Genomic DNA, 24,167 nt, shown 5'->3' on the forward strand with positions numbered 1-24,167 from the left:
GTCGGTGCCCGCCCGAATGTCCGATTAGTAGTTCGATTTGATCTGAACGCAGCTTTCGGTTTCGGTGTTGTACATACCGCAACCCAGATCTTTCCAATCCGATTTCAGTACCGCCGATTCCGGCAGGAAGTCGGTCCAGGCGTCGCCCGGCACTTCGGTGGTCTGGCTGATGATGTCGAATTGACCGTCATCCTGGATTTCGCCGATCAGAACCGGCTTGGCCAGATGATGGTTCGGCAACATGACCGAAGTCCCACCGGTCAGGTTCGGATATTCCTGCCCGATCATCGCCGCCGAAACCGCATCGACTTCGGTGGTCCCGGCCGCTTCGACCGCGTTCACCCACATGTTGAAGCCGATGAAATGCGCTTCCATCGGGTCGTTGGTGACGCGTTCGTCGCCCATCTTGGCTTTCCAAGCGGCGACGAATTCGTCGTTCATCTCGGATTCAGCCGACTGGAAGTAATTCCAGGCTGCCAGATGGCCAACCAAGTTGGCGGTGTCGAGACCCGACAATTCCTCTTCGCCGACCGAAAAGGCCACGACGGGAATGTCATCGGCGGAAATTCCGGCTGCGGCCAATTCCTTGTAAAAACCGATATTGGCGTCGCCATTGATGGTGCTGATCACGCCGACCTTTTTACCATCCGCACCCAGCGCCACGACATCGGCGACAATTTTCGACCAATCGGAATGGCCGAACGGGGTGTAGTTCACGAAGATGTCGTCTTCGGCAATGCCTTTGCCCTTGAGGTAGCTTTCCAGAATGTTGTTGGTGGTACGCGGATAGACATAATCGGTGCCCAGCAGCGCGAATTTTTCAACGCCCAGTTCTTCAAGGAAATAATCGGTGGCCGGGATCGCCTGCTGGTTCGGCGCTGCGCCGGTATAGAACACGTTTTTCGAACTTTCTTCGCCCTCGTACTGCACCGGATAGAACAGCAGCCCGTTCAACTCTTCGATCACCGGCAGAACCGATTTACGGCTGACAGAGGTCCAGCAGCCGAACATCACGTCGACATCCTGCACCGTCAGCAATTCGCGCGCTTTTTCGGCGAATAGCGGCCAATCCGAGGCCGGATCGACGACAACCGCTTCCAGCTGTTTGCCCAGCACGCCGCCCTTGGCGTTCTGTTCGTCGATCAGCATCAGCATCGTGTCTTTTAGCGTGGTTTCCGAGATCGCCATCGTGCCCGACAGCGAATGCAATACGCCGATTTTGATCGTGTCTTCGGCGGCAGCGGCCGGCAGGCTCAGCGTGCCCAGAGCCAAAGCCCCCGCAAGCGTGGATTTCAGATAATTCATGGTCATCCTCCAAGCGGGGCTTTTTTATATGCAAGTCTTGTCCGGCAATATCGGACCGCTTACCTATTCCCCCGCAACATGTTGTTTGTTGCATCAGTGTGACGGCCGATCGATTTCCACATCCTTGCGGTCGTCACACGCCCCGGGAAACGCATTTCCCTTGGGGCAGGGCCAGTGAGGTCGGAAGCAGTCGACCGCGCAATCTTCCCGACACATCCGCTTTGCTGCACTGCCGCATTTGATCGTTTTTTAGGCGAAAGCTGACCTTATCGCCTAATTGTTATGCGCCTAATTGGCCGAAATCCGCCCTCAGCCCGTTTTTTAAGCGTTCGACTTCCAAGCGGTGGCGCTTTGTGCAACCGATTCCATCGGTAAGACGCAAATGCCGGAGCGGATCATCACTATCGCGGCCAAAATATCATCAAACCTGCATGTTTCGCAGCAGCCTCGCGCGAATGGCGAAGCGATGGTATTTTCCAAGCTGCGAAACACCGGGTCCGCCATCGCCGATCTGCGTACGTCTGGCTGCATGAAGATGCTGTTCCCGCGCAGCGATGGACAGGAATTGACCGGCATCATGCTGAACACTGCCGGCGGCGTCACGGGCGGAGATCGCCTTGCCATTCAGGCCGGGGCGAAGGCGGGCAGCCACCTGCGCCTGTCCACCCAGGCCGCCGAACGGATTTACCGCGCCCAACCGGGCGAAGTCGGACGGATCGAAACCCGTCTCAGCGCTGAAGACGGCGCAAGGCTGGATTGGCTGCCGCAGGAAACCATCCTGTTCGACCGCGCCGCACTGGACCGGCGGTTGACGGTCGATCTGTCAGCAACGGCCCGGCTATTGCTGGTGGAACCGCTGATCTTTGGCCGCGCCGCGATGGGCGAAGCGGTAAATGATGCCCAGCTGACCGACCGGATACGGGTGACCCGCGACGACGCATTGATCTTTGCCGACACGATGCGATTGCAGGGCAATTTGCAGGCACATATGACGCGCTCCGCGATTGGTGCTGGCGCGGGCGCGATGGCCACGGTCCTGTTGGCAACCACGGTGGACGAAGCAGATCACCTGCTGCCGCACATCCGCGCCCTGCTGCCGACCACGGCCGGGGCATCGGTGATCCGACCCGGCCTTTTGTACTTGCGCCTTCTTGCCCCCGATGGGTTCGAATTGCGCAAAACCCTCCTGCCCGTTCTGACCTGTCTGAACGGGGCCAACCTTCCCAGAACTTGGATGATCTGACATGAACCTCACGCCCAGAGAAAAAGATAAACTGATGGTCGCGATGGCAGCCGAAGTGGCCCGCAAACGGCTGGCGCGCGGCGTCAAGCTGAACCATCCCGAAGCGATCGCGCTGATCACCGACGCAGTGGTCGAAGGCGCCCGCGATGGCCGTTCGGTGGCCGATCTGATGGTCGCCGGTGCGCAGGTGATCGGCCGCGAAAACTGCATGGAGGGCATCGCCGAAATGATCCACGAAGTGCAGGTCGAAGCGACGTTTCCCGACGGGACCAAGCTGGTGACCGTGCACGATCCGATCCGTTGAATTTTGAGTACTTAAAAAACGATGAAAGAGGAGAGCCGCCGATGATCCCCGGAGAATTGTTTGCCGCGACTGGCGAGCTGGAATTGAATGCGGGCCGCGACACCATCACCGTAATGGTGGCCAATACCGGTGACCGCCCGGTGCAGGTCGGGTCGCACTATCATTTCCATGAAACCAACCCGGCGCTTGATTTCGACCGTGTCGCGACGCGCGGCATGCGGTTGGATATCGCCGCCGGAACCGCGGTGCGGTTTGAACCCGGCCAGCGCCGCGAAGTGACGCTGGTACCATTATCGGGGAACCGCACGGTTTACGGCTTCAATCAGCAAGTGATGGGCAAGTTATGAAGTGCCGTTTCGCCATCGCAGTCTTGTTGGTCTCTGCCGGAGCCGCGCAGGCGCTCGATTGCAGCAATCCGCAGACCCAGCGGGACATGAACCAATGCGCCTACCAGATGTGGCAATATGCCGATGAAGACCTGAACCTGGCCTATCAGCTGGCCCGCGATGTCATGCGGACCACCGACAGCTATCTACCCGAAAACCTGAAAGGGGCCGAAGCCGCGCTGCGCGATGCCCAGCGCGCCTGGATCCCGTTCCGCGACAAGGCTTGCGAAGCTGAAGGGTTCGCCTTTCGTGGCGGATCGATGGAACCGCTGATGGTTCTAAGCTGCAAAGAACGCCTGACCCGGCAGCGCACCGAAGAATTGCGCAGCCTGACCGAGATGAATTGAGCCTGAAAAGGACCCGAACCGATGCCTGCTAAAATTTCCCGTTCCGACTATGCCGCCATGTACGGCCCGACCACCGGCGACCGGCTGCGGCTGGCCGATACCGACCTGATCATCGAGGTGGAAAAAGATTACACCACCTATGGCGAAGAGGTGAAATTCGGCGGTGGCAAGGTGATCCGCGACGGTATGGGCCAATCCCAGGTCACCCGCGCGGGCGGCGCGGTGGACACCGTGATCACCAACGCGCTGATCGTCGACTGGACGGGCATCTATAAGGCCGATGTCGGCCTCAAAAGTGGCCGCATCGCCAAGATCGGCAAGGCCGGCAATCCCGACACCCAACCGGGCGTCGACATCATCGTCGGCCCGGGCACCGAGGTGATCGCGGGCGAAGGCCGGATCCTGACTGCCGGCGGTTTTGACAGCCATATCCATTTCATCTGCCCGCAACAGATCGAAGAGGCGCTGCATTCGGGGCTGACCACCATGCTGGGCGGTGGCACCGGTCCGGCGCATGGCACCTTGGCCACCACCTGCACGCCGGGTCCGTGGCATATGGGGCGGATGTTGCAGGCGGCCGACGCCTTCCCGATGAACCTGGCCTTTGCCGGCAAAGGCAACGCGTCGCTGCCCGCCGCCTTGGAAGAACAGATCAAGGGCGGTGCCTGTGCGCTGAAACTGCACGAAGACTGGGGCACCACCCCGGCCGCGATCGATTGCTGCCTGTCGGTGGCCGATGCTTACGACGTGCAGGTGATGATCCATACCGATACGTTGAACGAATCCGGTTTTGTCGAACACACCGTGGCAGCGATGAAGGGCCGCACCATCCACGCCTTCCATACCGAAGGCGCGGGCGGCGGTCACGCCCCCGACATCATCAAGATCTGCGGCGAAGACCATGTGCTGCCTTCATCCACCAACCCGACCCGGCCATTCACCGTCAACACCGTCGATGAACATCTTGATATGCTGATGGTGTGTCACCATCTGGACAAATCGATCCCCGAAGACGTCGCCTTTGCCGAAAGCCGGATCCGGCGTGAAACCATCGCCGCCGAAGACATCCTGCATGATATGGGCGCATTTTCGATCATCGCCAGCGACAGTCAGGCGATGGGACGGGTCGGCGAGGTGCTGATCCGCACTTGGCAAACCGCCGACAAGATGAAGAAACAGCGCGGCCGCCTAGCCGAAGAAACCGGCGACAACGACAATTTCCGCGTCCGCCGCTATATCGCCAAATACACCATCAACCCTGCCATTGCCCACGGCATCAGCCACGAAATCGGCAGCATCGAAGAAGGCAAGCGCGCCGACCTGGTGCTGTGGAACCCGGCCTTTTTCGGGGTGAAACCGGAAATGGTGCTGATGTCAGGCACCATCGTGATGGCACAGATGGGGGATCCGAACGCGTCGATCCCGACGCCGCAGCCAGTCTACAGCCGCCCGATGTTTGGCGCCTATGGCCGGTCGGTGGAACAGTCCGCCGTCACCTTCGTATCAGCAGCGGCGCAGGCCGAAGGCATCGGCGCCACGCTGGGATTGGCGAAACAGACCGTCGCGGTGCAAAACACCCGCAACATCGGCAAGAAAGACCTGAAGCTGAACGACGCCACCCCGCAGATCAAGGTAAACCCCGAAACCTATGAGGTGCGCGCCGATGGCGAATTACTGACCTGCCAACCGGCAGAGGTTCTGCCGATGGCACAGCGCTATTTCATGTTCTAATGGCTCAGCGAAGACGACACCAAACGGCGGATCGGCCAACCCGGCCGGTCCAGCTGCGGCCGGATCGGCAGGCAGCGCACGCTCTGGGTGACCTTTTGATGCCAGAACCGGGGATTGTCCCGAACTTTTTCGGGCAAACGGTCCTTGTCGAACACCATTTCCCGGCGTTCGACCAGTTCGATGCGGTGAAACCGTCCCGCCGGAACAGGTCCTTCGAAGCTCAGGATCGCGGCTTGAACCGCAGCTTCCTTTTCGCGCAACCGCGCGATTTCTTCGCGAATTTCGGCGAGCTCGTCTGCAAGACCAAACTTCATCATCATGAGCACTTCCCCTTTTACCATTTAAACGTTTCTTCTTGTTTTTTTAGACGGCAGTTACAGACCAAAGTTTAACAAGTCCTCCCTCCGATCTGACACAGGATATATGCAATGACCTTGCCAACCGCATACATGTTGAGAAAAAAACACGACTGGCGCGACTCCTGCGGATCGGTGACCTTGACCTATGAGCAACGGTTTTTGCGCCGCAAGATGCTGCAAACGGTGCAGGGTGAACGGTTCCTGGTCGATCTGGAACAAACCACTTCGGTCGACGATCATGACGCGTTCGAACTGCAAGACGGGCGGCTGATCGAAATCCATGCAGCGGATGAAAACCTGCTGCAAATCACCGGCGACACCCTGCCCCGGCTGGCGTGGCATATCGGCAACCGCCATACGCCGTGCCAAATCGAATCCGACCGGTTGTTGATTCAGCGCGATCACGTGATCGAAGCGATGCTGCACCACTTGGGTGCCTCGGTCAGCGAGGTCAACGAACCCTTCCTGCCCGAAGGCGGTGCTTATGGTCATGGCCGCACCCACAGCCACGAACATGGCGCGACGCTGCACACGCATGACCACAGCCATGACCATTCCCACGCCCATGAACATGAACATGAACATGAACATGAACATGAACATGAACATGATCACTGAACGGGGCCTTCTGACTCTGGCGCAATGGTTGTCGCCTGCCTATCCGGTTGGCGCGTTCAGCTACAGCCACGGGCTGGAATGGGCGATCGAGGCCGGACAGGTGCGCGATGGCGATGATTTCCGCGACTGGCTGGGCGATATCCTGCGCTTCGGCACCGGGCGCAACGATGCGATCCTGCTGGCCTGTGCCTATCGTGCCGACGCGGCGGCGCTGCACGATATCGATGAAACCGCCCGTGCCTTTGTGGCCGCCAAGGAACGGCTGCTGGAAACCACCGCGCAGGGGGTGGCGTTTTGCCGGACCACGGCGGCAATCTGGGGCGATGACCTGCCCGAACTGACCTACCCGGTGGCCTTGGGATATGCCGCCAAGACCCACGGAATTCCGCTGCGACCGACATGCGCCATGTACCTGCACGCCTTCGCCAGCAACCTGACCTCGGCGGCGATGCGGCTGGTGCCGCTGGGTCAGACCGAAGGCCAGACAGTGCTGAACGAACTTGCCCCGCTTTGCGAAACCATCGCGGAAGAAACCGAATATCTGACCCCCGACGATCTGGGCGGATCGGTCTTTATGGCCGATATCGCCGCGATGAACCATGAAACCCAATATACAAGGCTATTCCGTTCATGACTTCCCCTCACGGTCCTTTGCGCATCGGCATCGGCGGCCCCGTCGGGGCCGGAAAAACCACCCTCACCGCCGCCCTGTGCAAGGCGCTGTCGGGCAAATATTCTCTCGGCGCGATCACCAACGATATCTACACTCAGGAAGATGCCGAAGCGTTGATGCGGTTACAGGTATTGCCGCAGGACCGCATCATCGGGGTTGAAACCGGCGGCTGCCCTCATACCGCGATCCGCGAAGACGCGTCGATCAATCTGGCGGCAGTGGATGAAATGCGCAAACGCCACCCCGACCTTGATCTGGTGCTGATCGAATCGGGGGGCGACAATCTCAGCGCCACGTTCAGCCCCGAACTGGCCGATCTGACCATCTATGTGATCGACGTGGCGGCGGGCGAAGAAATCCCGCGCAAGGGCGGCCCGGCGATCACCAAATCCGACATTCTGGTGATCAATAAGACCGATCTCGCACCCTATGTCGGGGCCTCGCTTGATGTGATGGACCGCGACGCGACGCGGATGCGTGCCGGGCGGCCCTTCGTCTTTACTGCGCTGCGCCAGGGCGACGGCATCGACCCGGTGGTTGCTCTGATCGAAGACATCGGCGGGTTGGTTGCGGCGACCTGACCACTTTGCCTGTTTTTTTGGCAGCATCCGGGATAAGCTTCACCGGACCGGGCACCGCATGCGTTTCGAAATGATCCGTTTCCCCAGCTGCTTCATACTGGGGCACATGACCAATCAGACAGGCACCCAATGGCCATTATTGCTTCGATCCATCACCTGACCCATTACAAATACGACCGCCCCGTTACCTTGGGGCCTCAGATCATCCGCCTTCGGCCCGCGCCGCATGGCAGGACGCGGGTGATCAGCCATTCGTTGAAGGTCGGACCGCAACCGCATTTCGTAAACCATCAACAGGACCCTTACGGCAACTGGCAGGCGCGGTTCGTATTTCCCGAACCGGTGCGGGAATTCAAGATCGAAGTCGATCTGACCGCCGATATGTCGGTCTACAACCCGTTCGATTTCTTCGTCGAGGAAAGCGCGGAAAACTGGCCTTTCGACTATCCGCTGGATTTCGATCAGGACCTGTCGATCTATCTGAAACCGGAACCGATGGGGCCGCTACTGGCGGATTTCGTCGCCGCGATCCCGCGCGACCGGTTGCGCACCACGGACAAGCTGGTGGCGCTGAATGCGCTGGTCAGTTCCCATGTCGGCTATGTCATCCGCATGGAACCCGGGGTTCAAACGCCCGAAGAAACGCTGGAAATCGGCACCGGGTCATGCCGCGATTCAAGCTGGCTTCTAGTGCAGGTGCTGCGCCATCTGGGCATCGCTGCGCGCTTCGTGTCGGGCTACCTGATACAGCTGAAACCGGACCTGAAGGCGCTTGATGGCCCGTCCGGCACCGATCAGGATTTTACCGATCTGCACGCCTGGGTCGAAGCTTTCATTCCCGGCGCGGGCTGGGTCGGGCTGGACCCGACCAGCGGGCTGTTGGCCGGTGAAAGCCATATTCCGCTGGCCGCAACACCGCATTACCGCAACGCCGCGCCGATTTCCGGCATGGCCAGCGCCGCCGAGGTCAATTTCGATTTCGACATGACGGTCAAACGCACCGCCGAACATCCGCGCATCACCAAACCGTTTTCAGACGACGCTTGGGCCGACCTGTTGAAACTGGGGGCCAAGGTCGATGACAGCCTGAAAGCAGGTGATGTGCGCCTGACCATGGGCGGCGAACCGACCTTTGTTTCGATTGACGAATTTGAAAGCGATGAATGGAATACCGCCGCCGTCGGCCCGATGAAACGCGATCTGGCCGACACCCTGATACGTCGGCTGCAAAAACGCTTCGCCCCCGGCGGGTTCCTGCATTACGGACAGGGCAAATGGTATCCCGGCGAAAGCCTGCCGCGCTGGACCTTTTCGCTCTACTGGCGCAAAGACGGCAAACCGATCTGGCAAGACCCCGATCTGATCGCGACCGAAACCGCCCAGACCGGTGCCACCCATGCCGATGCGGCCAAGCTGATGACCGGCATTGCCGAAACGCTTGGGGTGGAAACCGACATGGTGCAACCGGCTTTCGAAGACCCCGCCGAATGGATCGTGAAAGAAGGCAACCTGCCCGAAAATGTCACGCCGCAAAATTCGAAACTGAAAGACCCAGAAGAACGTAATCGCATCGCCAGGGTCTTTGCGCGCGGGCTGACCGATCCGGCGGGCTATGTGCTGCCGATCCAGCGCTGGCAATCCAAGGCAACCGGCCATGTCTGGCGGTCGGAAAAATGGAAAATGCGCCGTGGTCATCTGTTTCTGGTGCCCGGCGACAGCCCGGTCGGCTATCGCCTGCCGCTCGAAGCGCTGCCGCATCTGTCGAAATCGGCCTATCCCTATACCTATGTCACCGACCCGACGCTGCCGCGTGGCGACCTGCCCGATTTCGGGGAAAAACAAACCGGCAAACAGCCCGAAGCGACACCGGACCATACCCAACCGGTATCCAGCGTCAGCGCCGGACCCGCCGGTCAGGACATTGTCGAACAGGAACTGGGCGAAGTCGGCGGCGCGGTGCGCACCGCGCTGTCAGTCGAAGAACGCGATGGCCGTCTTTGCGTATTCATGCCACCGGTCGAAGATGCCGAAGATTACCTTGAACTGGTCGCTGCGGCCGAAACGGCGGCCCGCAAACTGGGCCTGCCGGTCCATATCGAAGGCTATGCGCCGCCGCACGATCCGCGCATCAACGTGATCCGGGTCGCCCCCGATCCCGGCGTGATCGAGGTCAATATTCACCCCGCCGACAGTTGGGAAGACTGCGTCGCCACCACCGAAGCGGTCTATGAAGAAGCCCGGCAATGCCGTTTAGGTGCCGATAAATTCATGATTGACGGGCGTCACACCGGCACCGGCGGTGGCAATCATGTGGTGGTCGGCGGGGCTACGCCACTGGACAGCCCGTTTTTGCGGCACCCCGATCTGCTGCGGTCGCTGATCCTCTATTGGCAACGTCACCCCGCGCTCAGCTACCTGTTTTCGGGCCTGTTCATCGGCCCGACCTCGCAGGCGCCCCGGATCGACGAAGCCCGCCATGACAGCCTGTACGAACTGGAAATCGCGCTCAGCCAAATCCCCGATCCCGATGAAGGCGCCGCGCCGCAACCTTGGCTGATCGACCGGCTGCTGCGCAACATGATGATCGACGTGACCGGCAACACCCACCGGGCCGAAATCTGCATCGACAAGCTGTATTCCCCCGACGGCCCCACCGGGCGGCTGGGACTGGTCGAATTCCGCGGCTTCGAAATGCCACCCAATCCACGCATGAGCCTGGCGCAGCAATTGCTGATCCGTGCCATCATCGCGCGGATGTGGAAACAGCCGATCAAGGGCAAACCCGTGCGCTGGGGCACGGTGCTGCACGATCGTTACATGCTGCCGCATTTCCTCTGGGACGACCTGATGGACGTGCTGCGCGATCTGGGTGATCACGGCTTTGACATGAACCCAGACTGGTTCAAGGCGCAGTCCGAATTCCGCTTCCCGTTCTGCGGTGAAGTCACCTACGAAGGCACCAAGCTGGAACTGCGTCAGGCGCTGGAACCCTGGCACGTGCTGGGCGAAACCGGTGCCATCGGCGGTACCGTGCGCTATACTGACAGTTCGGTCGAACGGCTTCAGGTCAAACTGACCACGCCCAATCCCGACCGCTATATCGTCACCTGCAATCAGCGCATCGTGCCGTTGTCCGCAACCGAAGAAGCCGGCACCTTTGTCGGCGCTGTCCGCTTCAAGGCCTGGCAACCGGCCGAAGCCTTGCATCCGGTCTTGCCGGTCAACGCGCCGCTGACCTTTGACATTTACGACAGCTGGACCGGCCGGGCATTGGGGGGTTGCGTCTATCACGTGGCCCATCCCGGCGGGCGTAGCTACGAAACATTTCCGGTCAATGGTAACGAAGCCGAAGCGCGAAGGCTTGCGCGGTTCGAACCACACGGTCATACATCGGGGACCTACACACCCGCTCCCGAAACAACGCATCCGGAATTTCCGCATACATTGGATCTCAGGCGCTCACCGGGGATCTGACCGCAGATGCCGCAGCATGAACAACGGACCGACCAGCCCGACCTTTCCAATCTGCTGGAAGGTTACGCCGTGCCCAAGGGCACGGCGGATGAATTGTTCGATGCCAGCGGCACCATGCGCCCGGTCTGGCACCCGTTCCTTTCCTACCTGAATGGGCTGGGCCCGGCGCGATGCGAATCCCGGTTTCATCGCGGCAATCAGTATCTGCGCGATATGGGCGTGTTTTTCCGCCGCTATTCGACCCAATCGGGCGAAGACCGCGACTGGCCGCTCAGCCATGTCCCGGTGCTGCTGCATGACAGCGACTGGGCCCAGATCGAAACTGGGCTGATTCAGCGCGCCAACTTGCTGGAACGGGTCGTGGCCGATATCTATGGTCCGCAACGGTTGGTCCGCAATGGCCAGTTGCCGGCGGAATTGCTGGCACAAAACCCCGAATGGCTGCGCCCGATGGTTGGTATCCGGCCCCGTTCGGGCCAGTTCCTGCAACATCTGGCCTTTGAACTCGGTCGCAATCCCGATGGCAGCTGGTTCGTGCTCGGCGATCGGACACAGGCGCCGTCGGGGGCCGGTTTTGCGTTGGAAAACCGCCGTGCCAGCGCGCATATGTATTCCGATTTCTTTCCTGACACCAATGTGCACCGGCTGGCCGGGTTTTTCCGCCGCTTCCGTGACGCGCTGCGTGGGATGAGCGATGGCGACACTTTGGCGATCCTGACGCCGGGGCCGAATAACGACGCCTATTTCGAACATGTCTTCATCGCCCGCTATCTTGGCCTGATGCTGCTCGAAGGCGAAGACCTGACCGTTCACAACGGTCAGGCGATGGTGCGCACTGTTTCGGGACTGAAACCGGTTTCGATGCTTTGGCGGCGGATGGATGCGCAATTCGCGGACCCGCTGGAACTGAACGAAGCAAGCCGCATCGGCACCCCCGGAATGGTCAGCGCGATCAGATCGGGCAGCCTTGCGCTCAGCAATGCACTGGGCAGCGGTGTGCTGGAAACCCGCGCCCTGATGGCATTTCTGCCCCGGCTGTCGGAAATCCTGCTGGGCCAGCCGCTGCAATTGCCCAATATCGCAACATGGTGGTGCGGCGATCCGCAGGCCCGCGCTTATGTGCAGAAAAACATCCACAAACTGGCGCTGGCCCCGGCTTTGGCGACCGGGTTGCCGCATGATTCCAACATCAGCGCAATGGGCCCGACCGGGATCAGCGGCGAAGCCCAGCCTGACAATTGGGACGGCACGTTGGTCGGTCAAGAAGCGGTCAGCCTGTCGACGACCCCTTGTTATGAAAACGGTCGACTGGTGCCGCGCCCGATGGTGCTGCGTGTGTTTCTAGCGCGCACGCCCACCGGTTGGGCGGTGATGCCGGGCGGCTATGCCCGGATCGGGCCGGGCGGTGAAAATTCGGCACTGTCGATGCAACAGGGCGGATCGGTCGCCGATGTCTGGGTGGTGTCGGACACCGACGTGCCGCGCGACCCGCTGGTCCCGAACCGCGACACCTATCAGCGGGTGTTGCAAGGGGCACTGCCCAGCCGTGCCGCCGACAACCTGTTCTGGCTGGGCCGCTATGTCGAACGGGCCGAAAGCACGATCCGCCTGATCCGCAGCTATCACCGCCGGATCAGCGAAGGCGAACCGGCCCATTCGCGGCGGTTGCAGCATCTGGCGGCACATCTCGACCGGCTTGGCGTCGATCTGGAACAGGATCTTCCCGATGTGCTGCGCGATCAAATCAGCGCCGCAACCCATTGCGCCAGCAAGGTACGCGACCGCTTTTCGGTCGATGCCTGGGTGGCGCTCAGCGATCTCAACCGGACCCTGGCCGGGATGACCAAAACCGTACGCGCCGGCGATGACTGCGCCCGCGCGATGAGCGTCCTGCTGCGCAAATTGTCGGGCTTCGGCGGACTGGTGCTGGAAAACATGTACCGATCTTCCGGCTGGCGCTTCCTTGAATTCGGTCGGGCGCTGGAACGGGCGATCACGCTGAACGATGTGTTGCAAAGCTTCACCGCCACGGATGCCCCGAATGGCAGCCTCGATCTGGCGATCGAATATGGCGACAGCATATCCACCCACCAAAGGCTGTTTCTGGTCGATCCCAACCGCTACAGCGTTCTGGACCTGATGTTGCTGGATCTCAGCAATCCCCGGTCGGTCCTGTTCCAGATCGACATCCTGTGCAGCTTGGTGCCCGATCTGCCGCTCAACCCTGATCACACGGCGTGGCGTGAAACCCTGTTGCGCCAGATCACGGCGGTTCAGCAATTCCTGACCGGCACCCGACCAGAAGGAATCGAAATCTCGGATTTCGACGATATCCGCCAGCGCTTGTTTGAACTCAGCACCAGCCTGTCATCGATTTACATGAGGTGATGGGAATGCGCTACGAAATCAGGATGCAACAGGATTACAGCTATGCCGCCCCCTCTCATGCGGCGCGTAATCTTATCCGCGTCAGCCCGAGGCCAATCCCCGGACGGCAACTGCTGACGCGTTGCGATGTGACGGTGTCGCCACCACCCAGCGAACGCCGCGACTGGTTGGATTTCTTCGGCAATCAGGTCACTGAAATCGCCTTCCAGATGCCGATCAACGCGCTCAGCGTCACGCTTCTGACCGAAGTGGACTGCACCTCTCCGCCGCCGATCGCAGCAGCGGATGCCACGCCGCTGGCCGATCTTCCGGCGCAATTGCACGCGGTCAGAGATATCGGACCGGACTCGCCGCATCATTTCCTCGCCGCATCACCGCGGGTGCGCCCCCAAACCGACATGACCGCCTATGCCCGCGCTTGCATCGATGACGGCATGACCGCATTGCAGGCGGCATTGGCCATCGGCCAGCGGCTACACCAAGACATGACCTTTGACGCCAAAGCGACCGAAGTCGACACTCCCACAGAAACTGCCTTTGCCAAACGGCACGGCGTTTGTCAGGATTTCAGCCATGTCATGATCGCCTGCCTGCGTGGCATCTGCATTCCGGCCGGATATGTGTCGGGCTACCTGCGCACCCTCCCCCCCGAAGGTCAGCCCCGGCTGGAAGGGGCCGATGCCATGCACGCCTGGGTCCGCATCTGGGGCGGGCCGCAATCGGGATGGATGGAATACGACCCGACCAATGATCTGGTGGTGGGATCCGATCACATCGTGTCGGCCTATGGCCGTGATTATTCCGATGTCGCCCCGATCCGGGGCGTGGTGCGGATCGCGGGGGATCAGAAAAGTTCCCACCGCGTCGATGTCATCGCGCTGGACTGATCAGCGCGCCAGCGCCCGGGTGATGATCAGCTTCTGGATGTCGCTGGTGCCTTCGTAAATCTGGCAGACCCGGGCATCGCGGTAGATCCGTTCGACCGCGAAATCCTGCATATAGCCATAACCGCCAAAGGTCTGGATCGCTGCCGAAATGATCCGTTCCGCCGCTTCCGACGCAAACAGCTTGGCCATCGCTGCTTCGGTCAGGCAGGGAATGCCGGCATCCTTCATCCGCGCCGCGTTCAACACCAATTGCCGCGCCGCCTCCAGTTCGGTGCGCGCATCGGCCAAACGGAACCCGACCGCCTGATGGGCGATCAAGGGTTGACCAAAGGATTGCCGATCCTTGGCATAGTCAATCGCCAGGTCCAGCGCCGCCTGCGCCATGCCCACCGATTGCGACGCAATGCCGATCCGGCCGGTCTCTAAGCTCGACAAGGCGATCCGATAGCCGTCGCCTTCTTCCCCGATCCGCATCTCGACAGGCACTCGCATGTCTTCGAACCGCAAGGCACAAGTGTCCGAACAGCGCTGCCCCAGCTTTTCCTCGACCGATGTCACGTGATAGCCGGGGGTGTCGGTCTTCACCAGAAACGCGGTAATCCCTGATTTGCCTTCGCTGCCTTCCATGCGGGCAAACACCACCACCCATTCGCCGATCTGGCCCGAGGTGATGAACGCCTTTTCACCATTGAGGATATAATCGTCCCCATCGCGCCGCGCCCGGCTGCGAATGGCCGACGCATCCGATCCCGCATGCGGTTCGGTCAGCGCAAAGGCTCCGATGAATTTTCCCGCCGTGGCCGGGCGCAACACCTGTTCTTTCTGTGCCGGGCTGGCATAGCGTTGCAAGATCGCGTTGAACGGCGCGTTATGTACGCTCATCACCGTTGAAACCGCGCCATCCCCGGCGGCAATCTCGATCAGTGCCAGCGCATAGGACACGTAATCGGCCCCGACCCCGCCCAGCTCCTCGGGCACCGTCATGCCAAGGAAGCCCAGCTCGCCCATCTGCGTCAGAATTTCTGGTTCGATGGTTTTTGACTTGTCCCGCGCCGCCGCCCCCGGTGCCAGAACATCGCGGGCAAACCCCCGCGCCATATCCTGAATCATCTGCTGATCTTCGCTCAGTACGGTCATGATGAAGCCTCCCCGCTGTCAATTCGCGCTTGGCCGGCAAGATGTCAGAACCCAGCCCCGGCGCAAAGAGGGTATCGGCGCAAAACCTTGCAGGAGTTTTGCAAAAGGGGGCGACGGGGCGCAAATGAAATGGATATAGCAAAAACTGTTGCCCGCCATGCGGACCAAGCTGCCCTTAAGGACATGATCACAACCGGTTCAGCGCTTCCCCAAAGAAAAACCCCGGCCGAAGCCGGGGTCAAGTGGGCGCTTGATCAACGCTAGGGAATTCTTACCAGTCGCTCGGGCCTTTGTCGGCAAAGGCATGAGCCAGAAAGTCGATGAAGGCACGGACCTTCGGCTGGGTGAACCGTCCCGGCGGATACACCGCATAGATGCCTTGGGTTTCCATCGGCAGATCGGGGATCACATCCTCGATCAACCCCTGTTTCATCGCATCGGCATAAAGGTAGCTCGGCAGATAGGCGATCCCCAGTCCCGCGACAGCGGCGTTCAGCAGCGACTGGCCATCATTCACGCTCAACCCGCCGGACGTGCGGATCTGCCGCTTTTCACCCGACGGCGCGGTCAGTTTCCAGACATTGCCGCTCGACTGATTGGAATAATGCAGCAGCTTGTGTTCGTTCAGATCGTCGATCTTCTGCGGCCGGCCATGTTTTTCGAAATACCCCGGCGATGCGATCATCCGCTTGGTGGTCTCGGTCAATTTGCGGGCGCGCAGGGTACTGTCTTCCAACTCGCCGATGCGGATCGCCATGTCGAAGCCTTCGCTGATCAGTTCGACATAGCGGTTGTTCAGCACCATGTTCACAGTGATGTCAGGGAAGTCGGACAGGAATTCGCCAAGGATCGGGCTTAGGTGATTGACGCCGAAATCGGTGGCAACGCTGATCCGCAACAGGCCAGAGGGGGCCGATTGCATCGACGTGACCAACGCGTCGGCTTCGCCAGCATCGTTCAGCACCCGGCGGGCACGGTCATAATAAGCCAGACCGATCTCGGTCGGGCTGACCCGGCGGGTGGTCCGGTTCAGCAAACGGGCACCCAGCCGCGCTTCGAGGCTGGACACATGCTTTGAAACAGCGGATTTCGAAATCCCCATCTTCTTGGCCGCATCGGTGAAGCCTCCTTGGTCCACTACGGTGGCGAAAGCTTCCATTTCGGTCAGGCGATCCATCTGCGTACCCTTCAGTATTGCGTCTTCAGCATCCGGTATCGCGGTGAAATCGGGCAGCACTGCGGCAGGCGCTGGACAATATCGGGGTAAAGTCGGGGATCGTTCATGGCACGGAAACACGGAAACAGAATGTTGCCCGGATCGATTGTTTCTAAAACAACACCGTAATCACGGTGATCCACAGCGGCAGACTCGCCGCCGCCAGCAGCGTCGATTGCGCCACCAGCGTCGCCGCCAATTCGCGGTCCGCACCAAAGCCCGCCGCCAACACATGCGCCGCCGACGCCGTGGGCAAAGCCGCGAACAGGATCAGCGTTCGGGCAATCGCCTCGCCGGGGTCAAAGATCAGGCACAGGATCAACGCGGCAACAGGCGCGACGATCAGTTTCGTTGCCACGATGATGGCGCTGAACCGGGTCATCCGGGCCAAGGCGCCCCAATTCATCGTGGCCCCCACCGATATCAACGCCACCGGGATCGCCGCCCGCGACAGCATTTCCAACGGCGCCAACACCGGCCCCGGGATCGACACCCCGCTGACCCCGACAATCACCCCCGACACCGAGGCCAGAAGAAACGGATTTGTTGCCACTTTGAAAACAGTCTGCCGCCAATCGCCGCTACCGCGCGACAGCGCCGTCACCGCCAACAGGTTGGCCATCGGGATCGCCATCCCCACCGCCACTGCCAATTCCCCCACCGGGGCCGGGTGCAGCGTTTCCACCGCGACAAAGCCCAGCGCGGTATTGAACCGCCACGCGGTTTGCCAGGCCCCGGCGAAATCGCGGAACCGTTCCGGCCCGAACCGCCGCGCCAGAAACCCGACCGACAGGGCAATCAGCAGGATCGTCCAGACCGCCGGCCCGATCCGCGCCATATCCGCCAAATCAATCGGCCGGCTGGAGGCCGCCACGAAAATCAGCGCCGGAAACAGGATTTCGAAATTCAACCGATCCAGCCCCTGCCAGGCATTGGCAGACAGCCGGTTGCGGATCAGTCCGCCCAGACCAACCATCAGAAAACTGGGCAAAAGCCCCAGCAGGATCGTGATGAAAACCATATGCCCCCGTCCGCACCGCATCTAAGCCCCAGGATCGGCAGGCCACAAGCAGATTTCTGCGGTTTCGCGGCCCCTCTGGCCTGACCGCAAGGAACAACACCGCCATCAGCGCCCCGATCCGGGCGTCCCATTCCCTGTTCCCTAAATACTCCGGGGGGATCTAGTACTTTCCGTATCTGGCAGCCTCAAGCGATCTTGGCATGTTTAATATCTGTATAAACCCAATATGGTATCGCAATATGTTCCGTAGGTTGCCCTGCACCGATGACATGTGATCCCTCCCGTTCACCAATGTTCTGTGATGTTGGGGAAGCTCCAGACCTAAGGCACGTAGAACAAAACACCTTCCGTAAGCTCGGGCGGTTCAATCCGCGGCCTCTCTTTCCTGTATGAAGGTACCGCGAGGCAATGCATGCTTGACGTGCCAAACCTCCTCGGGGCGGATGTCGACGACGCGTTCGGCGGCTTCGAATTGCGCCGCGCGCTCAGGGGACCAATCGATCCCGGCCCGCCCCGTCAGCAGGATTGCCTCACCACTTGCAAATTCCGGAATGAACAACCCGGCGCGACCGTTAAGCTCGATATTGCCAAGCGTGTTATAGAAACGGTTGCCGGCATAATCCGGAAAGCAAAGCGAGCCGTCCGCGTTCTGGTGCAGGACGCCGGGCATCCCCCCACGGTGCGAAACGTCGGCCCCGCCTTTCGCAAAGGTCGCAATGAAGAACGTGTCTGCGCAAGAGATGATCCGCCGCGCCACCGCATCGCTGATTGCAATGCGCGCACCTTCAGCGGATGGGAGTGGCGCGGCTGGCAAACCTAACCGTCGCGTCCAGATGTATTTCGGGCAATTGCCGAAGCTCTGCTCGACGGCAATGGACAGAACGTTCTCTGCCGCGGGCGATATGGTTCCATTCATGCGGTTGCGCCGCCGCGTTGCGAAGTCCAGACCAAGAACCGCCGCCTTTGCGCCCGGTCGCAGGTCCAGACCGAGCGGTTCGGCAAGCACCGGGCGGGTGTTGGCGGACAGCATCGCGCCCGTTGCCCGCGCACCGGTAGGGAGGGAACAGGCGGTGGCCCAAGGCCGGCCCCGCTGGTCGCGCAGACCAAGAAACAGCACCGGCAGGCTTTCGAAAAATAGCTGGTGTTGCGCGGGCATGGTCGTCCGAATTGCACGGGCCGCGCGTTGGCGCCATTCCTCGGGAACGCCAGCGCGATCCTGCACCGCGCGTTCGCCAATATGGAAGACGTGATCGGGTCGGGTCATCGCAACCGCCTTTCGGTGTCAGATATCGCTTGGGATGGGTGAACGGGCCATGCCCACGAAGTCCGGCAATGCTTCGATCCGGTCCAGCCACGCATGGATGGCGGGATAGGCTTCGAGGCTGACACCGCCTTCGGGTGCATGGGCGATATAGCTGTAGCCCGCAATATCGGCGATGGTGACGGCGGGGCCGGCCAGGAAGGGGCGGCTTTGCATGAGCGGTTCCATCACCGCGAATAGCCGGTGCGCCTTGGCCTTGGCGGTTTCGCGATCCAACTTTGCGCCAAAGACGGCCGCCAGTCGCGCCGCCGCCGGGCCGCTGGCGATTTCCCCCGCAGCGACAGACAGCCAGCGCTGCACCTCGGCAGCGGCTTCGGGCGCTGCGGGCAGCCAGTCGTGCCCGTCGGGGTATTTGCGCACCAGATAGGTGAGGATCGCGTTGGAATCCGACAGGGTGATGCCGTTGTCGTCGATGGCGGGCACCTGGCCGAAGGGGCTGATCTTCAGGTATTCGGACGCCTTGTGGGCGCCGTTCGCCATGTCCATATCGACGGGTTCATAGGGCACGCCAAGCAGCGACATCATCAGCTGCACCCGGTGGCAATGCCCCGATTTCGGATTGCGGTAGAGCTTGACCGGCGCGGCACCGGCGGGAAAATGCGGGTTCACGGAACTGTCTTTCATGGTTCAGAGACCGAGATCTGACAGGCCCGGATGATCGTCGGGGCGGCGGCCCAGCGGCCAGTGGAACTTGCGCTCATCCTCGCGGATCGGGCGTTCGTTGATGCTGGCATGCCGGGCCGCCATCAGCCCGTCTTCGGCGAATTCCCAGTTCTCGTTGCCATAGGCTCGGAACCATTGGCCGCTGTCGTCGCGGTATTCATAGGCATAGCGCACGGCGATGCGGTTGCCGGTGAAGGCCCACAGTTCCTTGATCAGCCGATACTCCATCTCGCGGGTCCATTTGCGGGTCAGGAAATTTTCGATTTCGGCGCGGCCCACCGGGAATTCGGCGCGGTTGCGCCAGCGGCTGTCGGTCGTATAGGCCAGCGCCACCTTGGCCGGATCGCGGGAATTCCAGCCGTCTTCGGCCAGACGGATCTTTTCCTTGGCGCTGTCTTCGGTGAACGGGGGAAGCGGGGGGCGGCTCATCGGCGCATCCTTTCGGGTTGGGACAGGGGAAAGTGCGCGGCCGGGGGGGACAGGACCCGGCCGCGCCGCCAGGGTCAGGCCGCCAGTTCGGCAGCGTCGACCGCGGGGAAATCGATTTCGGTCTGGACCAGTTCGTTGAGGTAGTTGGTCCAGATGTTCAGCGCGACATGCTGCACGATTTCGATGATCTGGCCGTCGTCATAGCCGGCATCGCGCACCGCGCGCAGATCCTCGCCATCGACCCGGCCCCGCGCGTTGGTCACCTTGACGGCAAAGCGCACGGCGGCGTCGGCCTTGGCGTCGTTCGACCGCCCGGCGCGGTTGGCGTCGATTTCGGTATCGTCGAGCTTGGCAAGGTTCTTGCCCAGATAGGTATGGGCCGAGAGACAGTAGTTGCAGCCGTTAACTTGTGCCACCGCCAGCGCGACACGTTCGCGGGTGGCAGCCGGCAGGCGGCCCTTGCCAAGAGCACCGGACAGGCCGAGATAGCCTTCCAGAGCAGCCGGGCTGACGCTGGCAAGGCGGAACAGGTTCGGGACCGTCCCTAACTGTTTTTCAACGGCTTGCAACAGCGGCTGCGAAGCCGCAGGCGCGGTGGAGATGCTGTCGGGATAAGTGATACGGGACATGTGAAAGCTCCTTTGCATGTTGTGCGAGGTAGATGTAAGAGCTTTCATTAATTGGTAGTATCCCATATTATTGAGATGCTTGCTTCCAAAAATTGGAAAAGTCATGACCGACCGTCTTGAAACCATGTCCATCTTCGTGCGTGTCGTGGACGAAGGCAGCCTGACCGCAGGCGCGCGCGCGTTGCGGATGCCGATCGCCACCGTCAGCCGCAGGATTTCCGAACTGGAAGACAAGCTGAGGGCAGAACTGTTGCTGCGCTCTCCACGGGGATTGACGCTCACGGACACGGGCAGAACCTATGTCGCGGCTTGCCGCAGAATTCTGGAAGAGGTCTCGGAAGCCGAACGCAATGCCTCGGGTGAATTCATCGCGCCACGAGGAACACTGACGATGACCGCGCCCATCGTTTTTGGCCGGTTGCACGTCCTGCCCACGGTGAATGCCTTCCTCCGGGCCTACCCGGATGTCGACGTTCAGATTGAACTGACCGACCGCACGATGAACCTGCACGAGGAACATCTTGACCTGGCTGTGCGCATCGGGCCGCTTGCCGACAGTGCGTTTATTGCCCGCAAGGTGGGCGAGGTGCGCCAGATCGTCTGCGCCAGCCCTTCCTATCTTGGCGAGCACGGCACACCAAAGGTGCCCAGCGATCTGGCAAAACTGGATGGCATCACTTTCCAGAACCTCATGTCACCGCAGAACTGGCGTTTCGGATCCGGCAGGCATGAAATCACCGTTCCGGTGCGTTCGCGCCTGATCGTGAATGCCGCAGAAGCCGCGATTGATGCAGCCATTGACGGGCTTGGTTTCACCCGTGTCCTGTCTTATCAGGCCGCCGCCGCCATCCGGGCGGGGCGGCTCGTGCCGCTTCTGCAGGATTTCGAACCCGAACCTTGGCCGGTCCACCTTCTCTATGAGCCGCGCGCCCTGATCCCACAGAAGCTTCGGGCGTTCCTTGATTTTGCCGCGCCGAGGATTGCAGACGGCATGCCCCAACCTTACAGCGCCGCCGCCAGACGGGTGCCCTGATTGATCGCCCGCTTGGCATCCAGTTCGGCGGCCACATCGGCGCCGCCGATCACGTGGCAGCCGATGCCCTCGGCCTGCAACGCATCGGCCAGCGTGCGCTCGCTCAACTGCCCGGCGCACAGGACCACGGTATCGCATTCGATCACCTGCGGATTTTCCCGCGCCTCGCCAAAGCTGATATGCAACCCCGCATCATCGATCTTTTCATAATTGACCCCGCCGATCATCTCGACGTCTTTCATTTTCAGCGTCGCGCGATGAATCCAGCCGGTGGTTTTGCCCAAACCCTTGCCCAGCGCCTTGGCCTTGCGCTGCATCAACGTCACCTGACGCACCGGCGCATCGGGTTGCGGCCCTTCGGGAGCCAACCCGCCGCGCACGGCTTCAGGATCGGCAACGCCCCATTCCTTCAGCCATTCCGGCAGGTTCAGCGTCGGGCTGTCGCCGGTGACCAGGAATTCGGCAACGTCGAACCCGATGCCGCCCGCACCGATGATCGCCACCTTCTGACCGACCTCGGCCTTGTCGCGCAGCACGTCGATATAGTTCAACACATTGTCGCGGTCCTGCCCTGGAATACCGGGATCGCGCGGCATCACGCCGGTGGCGATGATCACCTCGTCAAAGCCGGCCAGATCATCCACCCCGGCTGCGGCATTCAGCTTCACGGTAATGCCCGCATCGGCGACCATGTTGGCAAACCAATCGACCAGCCCGTTGAATTCTTCCTTGCCCGGCACCTGCCGCGCCATGTTCAACTGTCCGCCGATCCTGTCCGCCTTGTCGAACAAGGTGACGTTGTGGCCACGTTCCGCAGCAGTCAGCGCCGCCGACAACCCGGCCGGCCCGGCCCCTACAACAGCAATGCTTTTCACCTCTTCGGCCGGGGTGATAGCCAATTCGGTTTCATGACAGGCGCGCGGATTGACCAGACACGACGTCAGCTTGCCGCCGAATGTGTGATCCAGACAGGCTTGATTGCAGCCGATGCATGGGGCGATATGGTCGGACTGGCCGGTTTCGGCCTTGACCACGAAATCGGCATCGGCCAGCAGCGGGCGGGCCATCGACACCATGTCGGCACAGCCCTCGACCAGAACCTCTTCGCCCACTTCGGGCGTATTGATCCGGTTCGAGGTAATGATCGGAATACCGACCTTGCCCATCAGCTTCTTGGTGACCCAGGCAAAGGCGCGGCGCGGCACCGATGTGGCGATGGTGGGAATCCGTGCCTCGTGCCAACCGATGCCGGTATTGATAATCGTCGCACCGGCCTTTTCGACCTCCTGCGCCAATTGAACCACCTCGTCAAAGGTCGATCCATCGGGCACCAGATCGATCATCGACAACCGATAGATGATGATGAAATTCGGCCCCACCGCTTCGCGGGTGCGACGCACCACGTCCAGCGGCAGCCGCATCCGGTTTTCATACGACCCGCCCCAACGGTCGGTCCGCTTGTTGGTATGGGCGACCAGGAACTGATTGAGGAAATAACCCTCCGATCCCATGATTTCGACCCCGTCATACCCCGCTTTACGGGCCAGGACGGCAGCGTTGACGATATCGTTGATCTGCTTTTCGATGCCGTCTTCGTCCAATTCGTTCGGCGGGAACGGCGAAATCGGTGATTTGACCGCCGACGGGGCCACGCATTTGGGGCCAAAGGCATAGCGGCCCGCATGCAGGATCTGCATCGCGATCTTGCCGCCCGCATCATGCACGGCCTTGGTGACGATCGCATGGGCCTGCACATCGTCTTCGCTGGCCATCATCGCCGCGCCGGGGGCAACCGATCCTTCCAGGTTCGGGCCAATGCCGCCGGTCACCATCAACCCGACGCCGCCGCGCGCCCGGGCGGCATAAAATTCGGCCACCCGCGGCCAATCCTTGGTTTCTTCCAACCCGGTATGCATCGATCCCATCAGAACGCGGTTTTTCAACGTGGTGAAACCCAGATCAAGCGGAGCGAGTAGGTGCGGATAAGTTGTCATGACGTGCCTCCCTGCAATTGGCCGGTATCTGGCCCCAGGACAGGCGGATTGTCATCCAAAACGCAGCGTAAGCCCCAAACCGACCGTGACGGCAGCAGCCGCAAACGCCCGCCAATCCAGCGTCAGTCCTGAAGGCTTTCGTTTTCCACAAACAGCGTTGCTTCGAAATAATCGAACCGGGGCGCGCTGCCATATGTATCTTCGGCCATCCGGCACCATTCGGCATCATGCGCGGCCTGCGCCGCCGCCAGGGTCTTCCACAGGTAAACCCCGCCGCCGCGCTTGCCGTCGGGATCATAAAGATACGTCTTGCGGATCAACTCCGGGTTGGCGCGCCAACGCGGCAGCGTGGCCTGATATCGGGCCAACACGTCATCGCGGGACATGTCTGCGGGCAGGTCAAAGGTGACAATCTCTGTAATCATGAC

23 protein-coding genes are annotated in these 24,167 nt (G+C 61.0%); 12 read left to right on the forward strand and 11 right to left on the reverse strand.

The window, feature by feature from the left end:
* Window positions 1-24: 24 nt before the first annotated feature.
* Window positions 25-1,305 (reverse strand): urea ABC transporter substrate-binding protein, encoded by a 1,281-nt coding sequence (urtA, locus tag TG4357_RS08635; RefSeq protein WP_058262486.1) that lies wholly within the window; start codon window positions 1,303-1,305, stop codon window positions 25-27.
* 382 nt (window positions 1,306-1,687) lie between these two features.
* Between urtA and TG4357_RS08640 the strand changes: the two genes are divergently transcribed.
* From TG4357_RS08640 to ureC, 5 genes are read left to right on the forward strand one after another with little or no spacing between them, the layout of a single operon-like run.
* On the forward strand, window positions 1,688-2,548 hold the full coding sequence (locus tag TG4357_RS08640; protein WP_175473938.1) for an urease accessory protein UreD: 861 nt from the start codon (window positions 1,688-1,690) through the stop codon (window positions 2,546-2,548).
* Window position 2,549: 1 nt separating this feature from the next.
* Window positions 2,550-2,852: an urease subunit gamma gene (locus TG4357_RS08645; protein WP_058262487.1), complete on the forward strand. Its 303-nt coding sequence runs from the start codon at window positions 2,550-2,552 to the stop codon at window positions 2,850-2,852.
* 41 nt (window positions 2,853-2,893) lie between these two features.
* The gene (locus TG4357_RS08650; protein ID WP_058262488.1) at window positions 2,894-3,199 is read left to right on the forward strand and encodes an urease subunit beta; all 306 of its coding nucleotides are present in this window, start codon (window positions 2,894-2,896) and stop codon (window positions 3,197-3,199) included.
* Window positions 3,196-3,585, forward strand: a complete 390-nt coding sequence (locus TG4357_RS08655; RefSeq protein ID WP_074647019.1) for a lysozyme inhibitor LprI family protein — start codon at window positions 3,196-3,198, stop codon at window positions 3,583-3,585. The genes TG4357_RS08650 and TG4357_RS08655 overlap by 4 nt, the downstream gene beginning before the upstream one ends.
* A 21-nt stretch (window positions 3,586-3,606) precedes the next feature.
* Window positions 3,607-5,316, forward strand: a complete 1,710-nt coding sequence (ureC, locus tag TG4357_RS08660; RefSeq protein WP_058262489.1) for an urease subunit alpha — start codon at window positions 3,607-3,609, stop codon at window positions 5,314-5,316.
* Here ureC and TG4357_RS08665 read toward each other — a convergent pair.
* The gene (locus TG4357_RS08665) at window positions 5,313-5,636 is read right to left on the reverse strand and encodes a hypothetical protein (protein ID WP_233487455.1); all 324 of its coding nucleotides are present in this window, start codon (window positions 5,634-5,636) and stop codon (window positions 5,313-5,315) included. The two genes, ureC and TG4357_RS08665, sit on opposite strands and share 4 nt — an antisense overlap.
* Before the next feature lie 108 nt (window positions 5,637-5,744).
* On the opposite strand from TG4357_RS08665, the gene TG4357_RS08670 reads away from it, so the two are divergent.
* From TG4357_RS08670 to TG4357_RS08695, 6 genes are all read left to right on the forward strand, one after another.
* A complete protein-coding gene (locus TG4357_RS08670; protein ID WP_058262490.1) occupies window positions 5,745-6,293 on the forward strand; it encodes an urease accessory protein UreE in 549 nt (182 codons plus the stop codon).
* A complete protein-coding gene (locus TG4357_RS08675; RefSeq protein WP_058262681.1) occupies window positions 6,283-6,927 on the forward strand; it encodes an urease accessory protein UreF in 645 nt (214 codons plus the stop codon). The genes TG4357_RS08670 and TG4357_RS08675 overlap by 11 nt, the downstream gene beginning before the upstream one ends.
* Window positions 6,924-7,547, forward strand: a complete 624-nt coding sequence (gene ureG / locus TG4357_RS08680) for an urease accessory protein UreG (protein ID WP_058262491.1) — start codon at window positions 6,924-6,926, stop codon at window positions 7,545-7,547. Before TG4357_RS08675 ends, ureG begins: the two co-directional genes overlap by 4 nt.
* Before the next feature lie 129 nt (window positions 7,548-7,676).
* Complete coding sequence (locus tag TG4357_RS08685; RefSeq protein WP_058262492.1) at window positions 7,677-11,021, forward strand: transglutaminase family protein; 3,345 nt, start codon at window positions 7,677-7,679, stop codon at window positions 11,019-11,021.
* Between the two features lie 6 nt (window positions 11,022-11,027).
* Window positions 11,028-13,409, forward strand: a complete 2,382-nt coding sequence (locus tag TG4357_RS08690) for a circularly permuted type 2 ATP-grasp protein (RefSeq protein ID WP_058262493.1) — start codon at window positions 11,028-11,030, stop codon at window positions 13,407-13,409.
* A gap of 5 nt (window positions 13,410-13,414) precedes the next feature.
* Complete coding sequence (locus tag TG4357_RS08695) at window positions 13,415-14,296, forward strand: transglutaminase family protein (protein WP_058262682.1); 882 nt, start codon at window positions 13,415-13,417, stop codon at window positions 14,294-14,296.
* On the opposite strand, the gene TG4357_RS08700 is transcribed toward TG4357_RS08695, so the two are convergent.
* The 7 genes from TG4357_RS08700 to TG4357_RS08730 all read right to left on the reverse strand — a co-directional run bounded on the left by TG4357_RS08700 (window position 14,297) and on the right by TG4357_RS08730 (window position 20,712).
* The gene (locus TG4357_RS08700; protein ID WP_058262494.1) at window positions 14,297-15,433 is read right to left on the reverse strand and encodes an acyl-CoA dehydrogenase family protein; all 1,137 of its coding nucleotides are present in this window, start codon (window positions 15,431-15,433) and stop codon (window positions 14,297-14,299) included.
* Between the two features lie 271 nt (window positions 15,434-15,704).
* Complete coding sequence (locus TG4357_RS08705) at window positions 15,705-16,610, reverse strand: LysR family transcriptional regulator (RefSeq protein ID WP_058262495.1); 906 nt, start codon at window positions 16,608-16,610, stop codon at window positions 15,705-15,707.
* 151 nt (window positions 16,611-16,761) lie between these two features.
* A complete protein-coding gene (locus TG4357_RS08710; protein WP_074647021.1) occupies window positions 16,762-17,670 on the reverse strand; it encodes an AEC family transporter in 909 nt (302 codons plus the stop codon).
* Window positions 17,671-18,034: 364 nt separating this feature from the next.
* Complete coding sequence (locus tag TG4357_RS08715) at window positions 18,035-18,934, reverse strand: pyridoxamine 5'-phosphate oxidase family protein (RefSeq protein ID WP_058262496.1); 900 nt, start codon at window positions 18,932-18,934, stop codon at window positions 18,035-18,037.
* A gap of 18 nt (window positions 18,935-18,952) precedes the next feature.
* On the reverse strand, window positions 18,953-19,615 hold the full coding sequence (locus tag TG4357_RS08720) for a glutathione S-transferase family protein (protein WP_058262497.1): 663 nt from the start codon (window positions 19,613-19,615) through the stop codon (window positions 18,953-18,955).
* Window positions 19,616-19,618: 3 nt separating this feature from the next.
* Window positions 19,619-20,083 carry a nuclear transport factor 2 family protein gene (locus tag TG4357_RS08725; RefSeq protein WP_058262498.1) on the reverse strand — a complete coding sequence of 155 codons (465 nt, stop codon included), beginning with the start codon at window positions 20,081-20,083 and terminating at the stop codon, window positions 19,619-19,621.
* 74 nt (window positions 20,084-20,157) lie between these two features.
* Window positions 20,158-20,712 (reverse strand): carboxymuconolactone decarboxylase family protein, encoded by a 555-nt coding sequence (locus TG4357_RS08730; protein WP_058262499.1) that lies wholly within the window; start codon window positions 20,710-20,712, stop codon window positions 20,158-20,160.
* 103 nt (window positions 20,713-20,815) lie between these two features.
* Between TG4357_RS08730 and TG4357_RS08735 the strand changes: the two genes are divergently transcribed.
* A complete protein-coding gene (locus TG4357_RS08735; RefSeq protein ID WP_058262500.1) occupies window positions 20,816-21,745 on the forward strand; it encodes a LysR family transcriptional regulator in 930 nt (309 codons plus the stop codon).
* Here TG4357_RS08735 and TG4357_RS08740 read toward each other — a convergent pair.
* Together TG4357_RS08740 and TG4357_RS08745 are read right to left on the reverse strand one after the other, a co-directional pair.
* Entirely contained in the window at window positions 21,715-23,739 is a 2,025-nt protein-coding gene (locus tag TG4357_RS08740) for an NADPH-dependent 2,4-dienoyl-CoA reductase (protein ID WP_058262501.1), read from the reverse strand. The two genes, TG4357_RS08735 and TG4357_RS08740, sit on opposite strands and share 31 nt — an antisense overlap.
* A gap of 122 nt (window positions 23,740-23,861) precedes the next feature.
* Window positions 23,862-24,164: a hypothetical protein gene (locus TG4357_RS08745; protein ID WP_058262502.1), complete on the reverse strand. Its 303-nt coding sequence runs from the start codon at window positions 24,162-24,164 to the stop codon at window positions 23,862-23,864.
* Between the last annotated feature and the right edge of the window lie 3 nt (window positions 24,165-24,167).

It is taken from the genome of Thalassovita gelatinovora (genome assembly GCF_001458355.1).
Taxonomy (GTDB): domain Bacteria; phylum Pseudomonadota; class Alphaproteobacteria; order Rhodobacterales; family Rhodobacteraceae; genus Thalassobius; species Thalassobius gelatinovorus.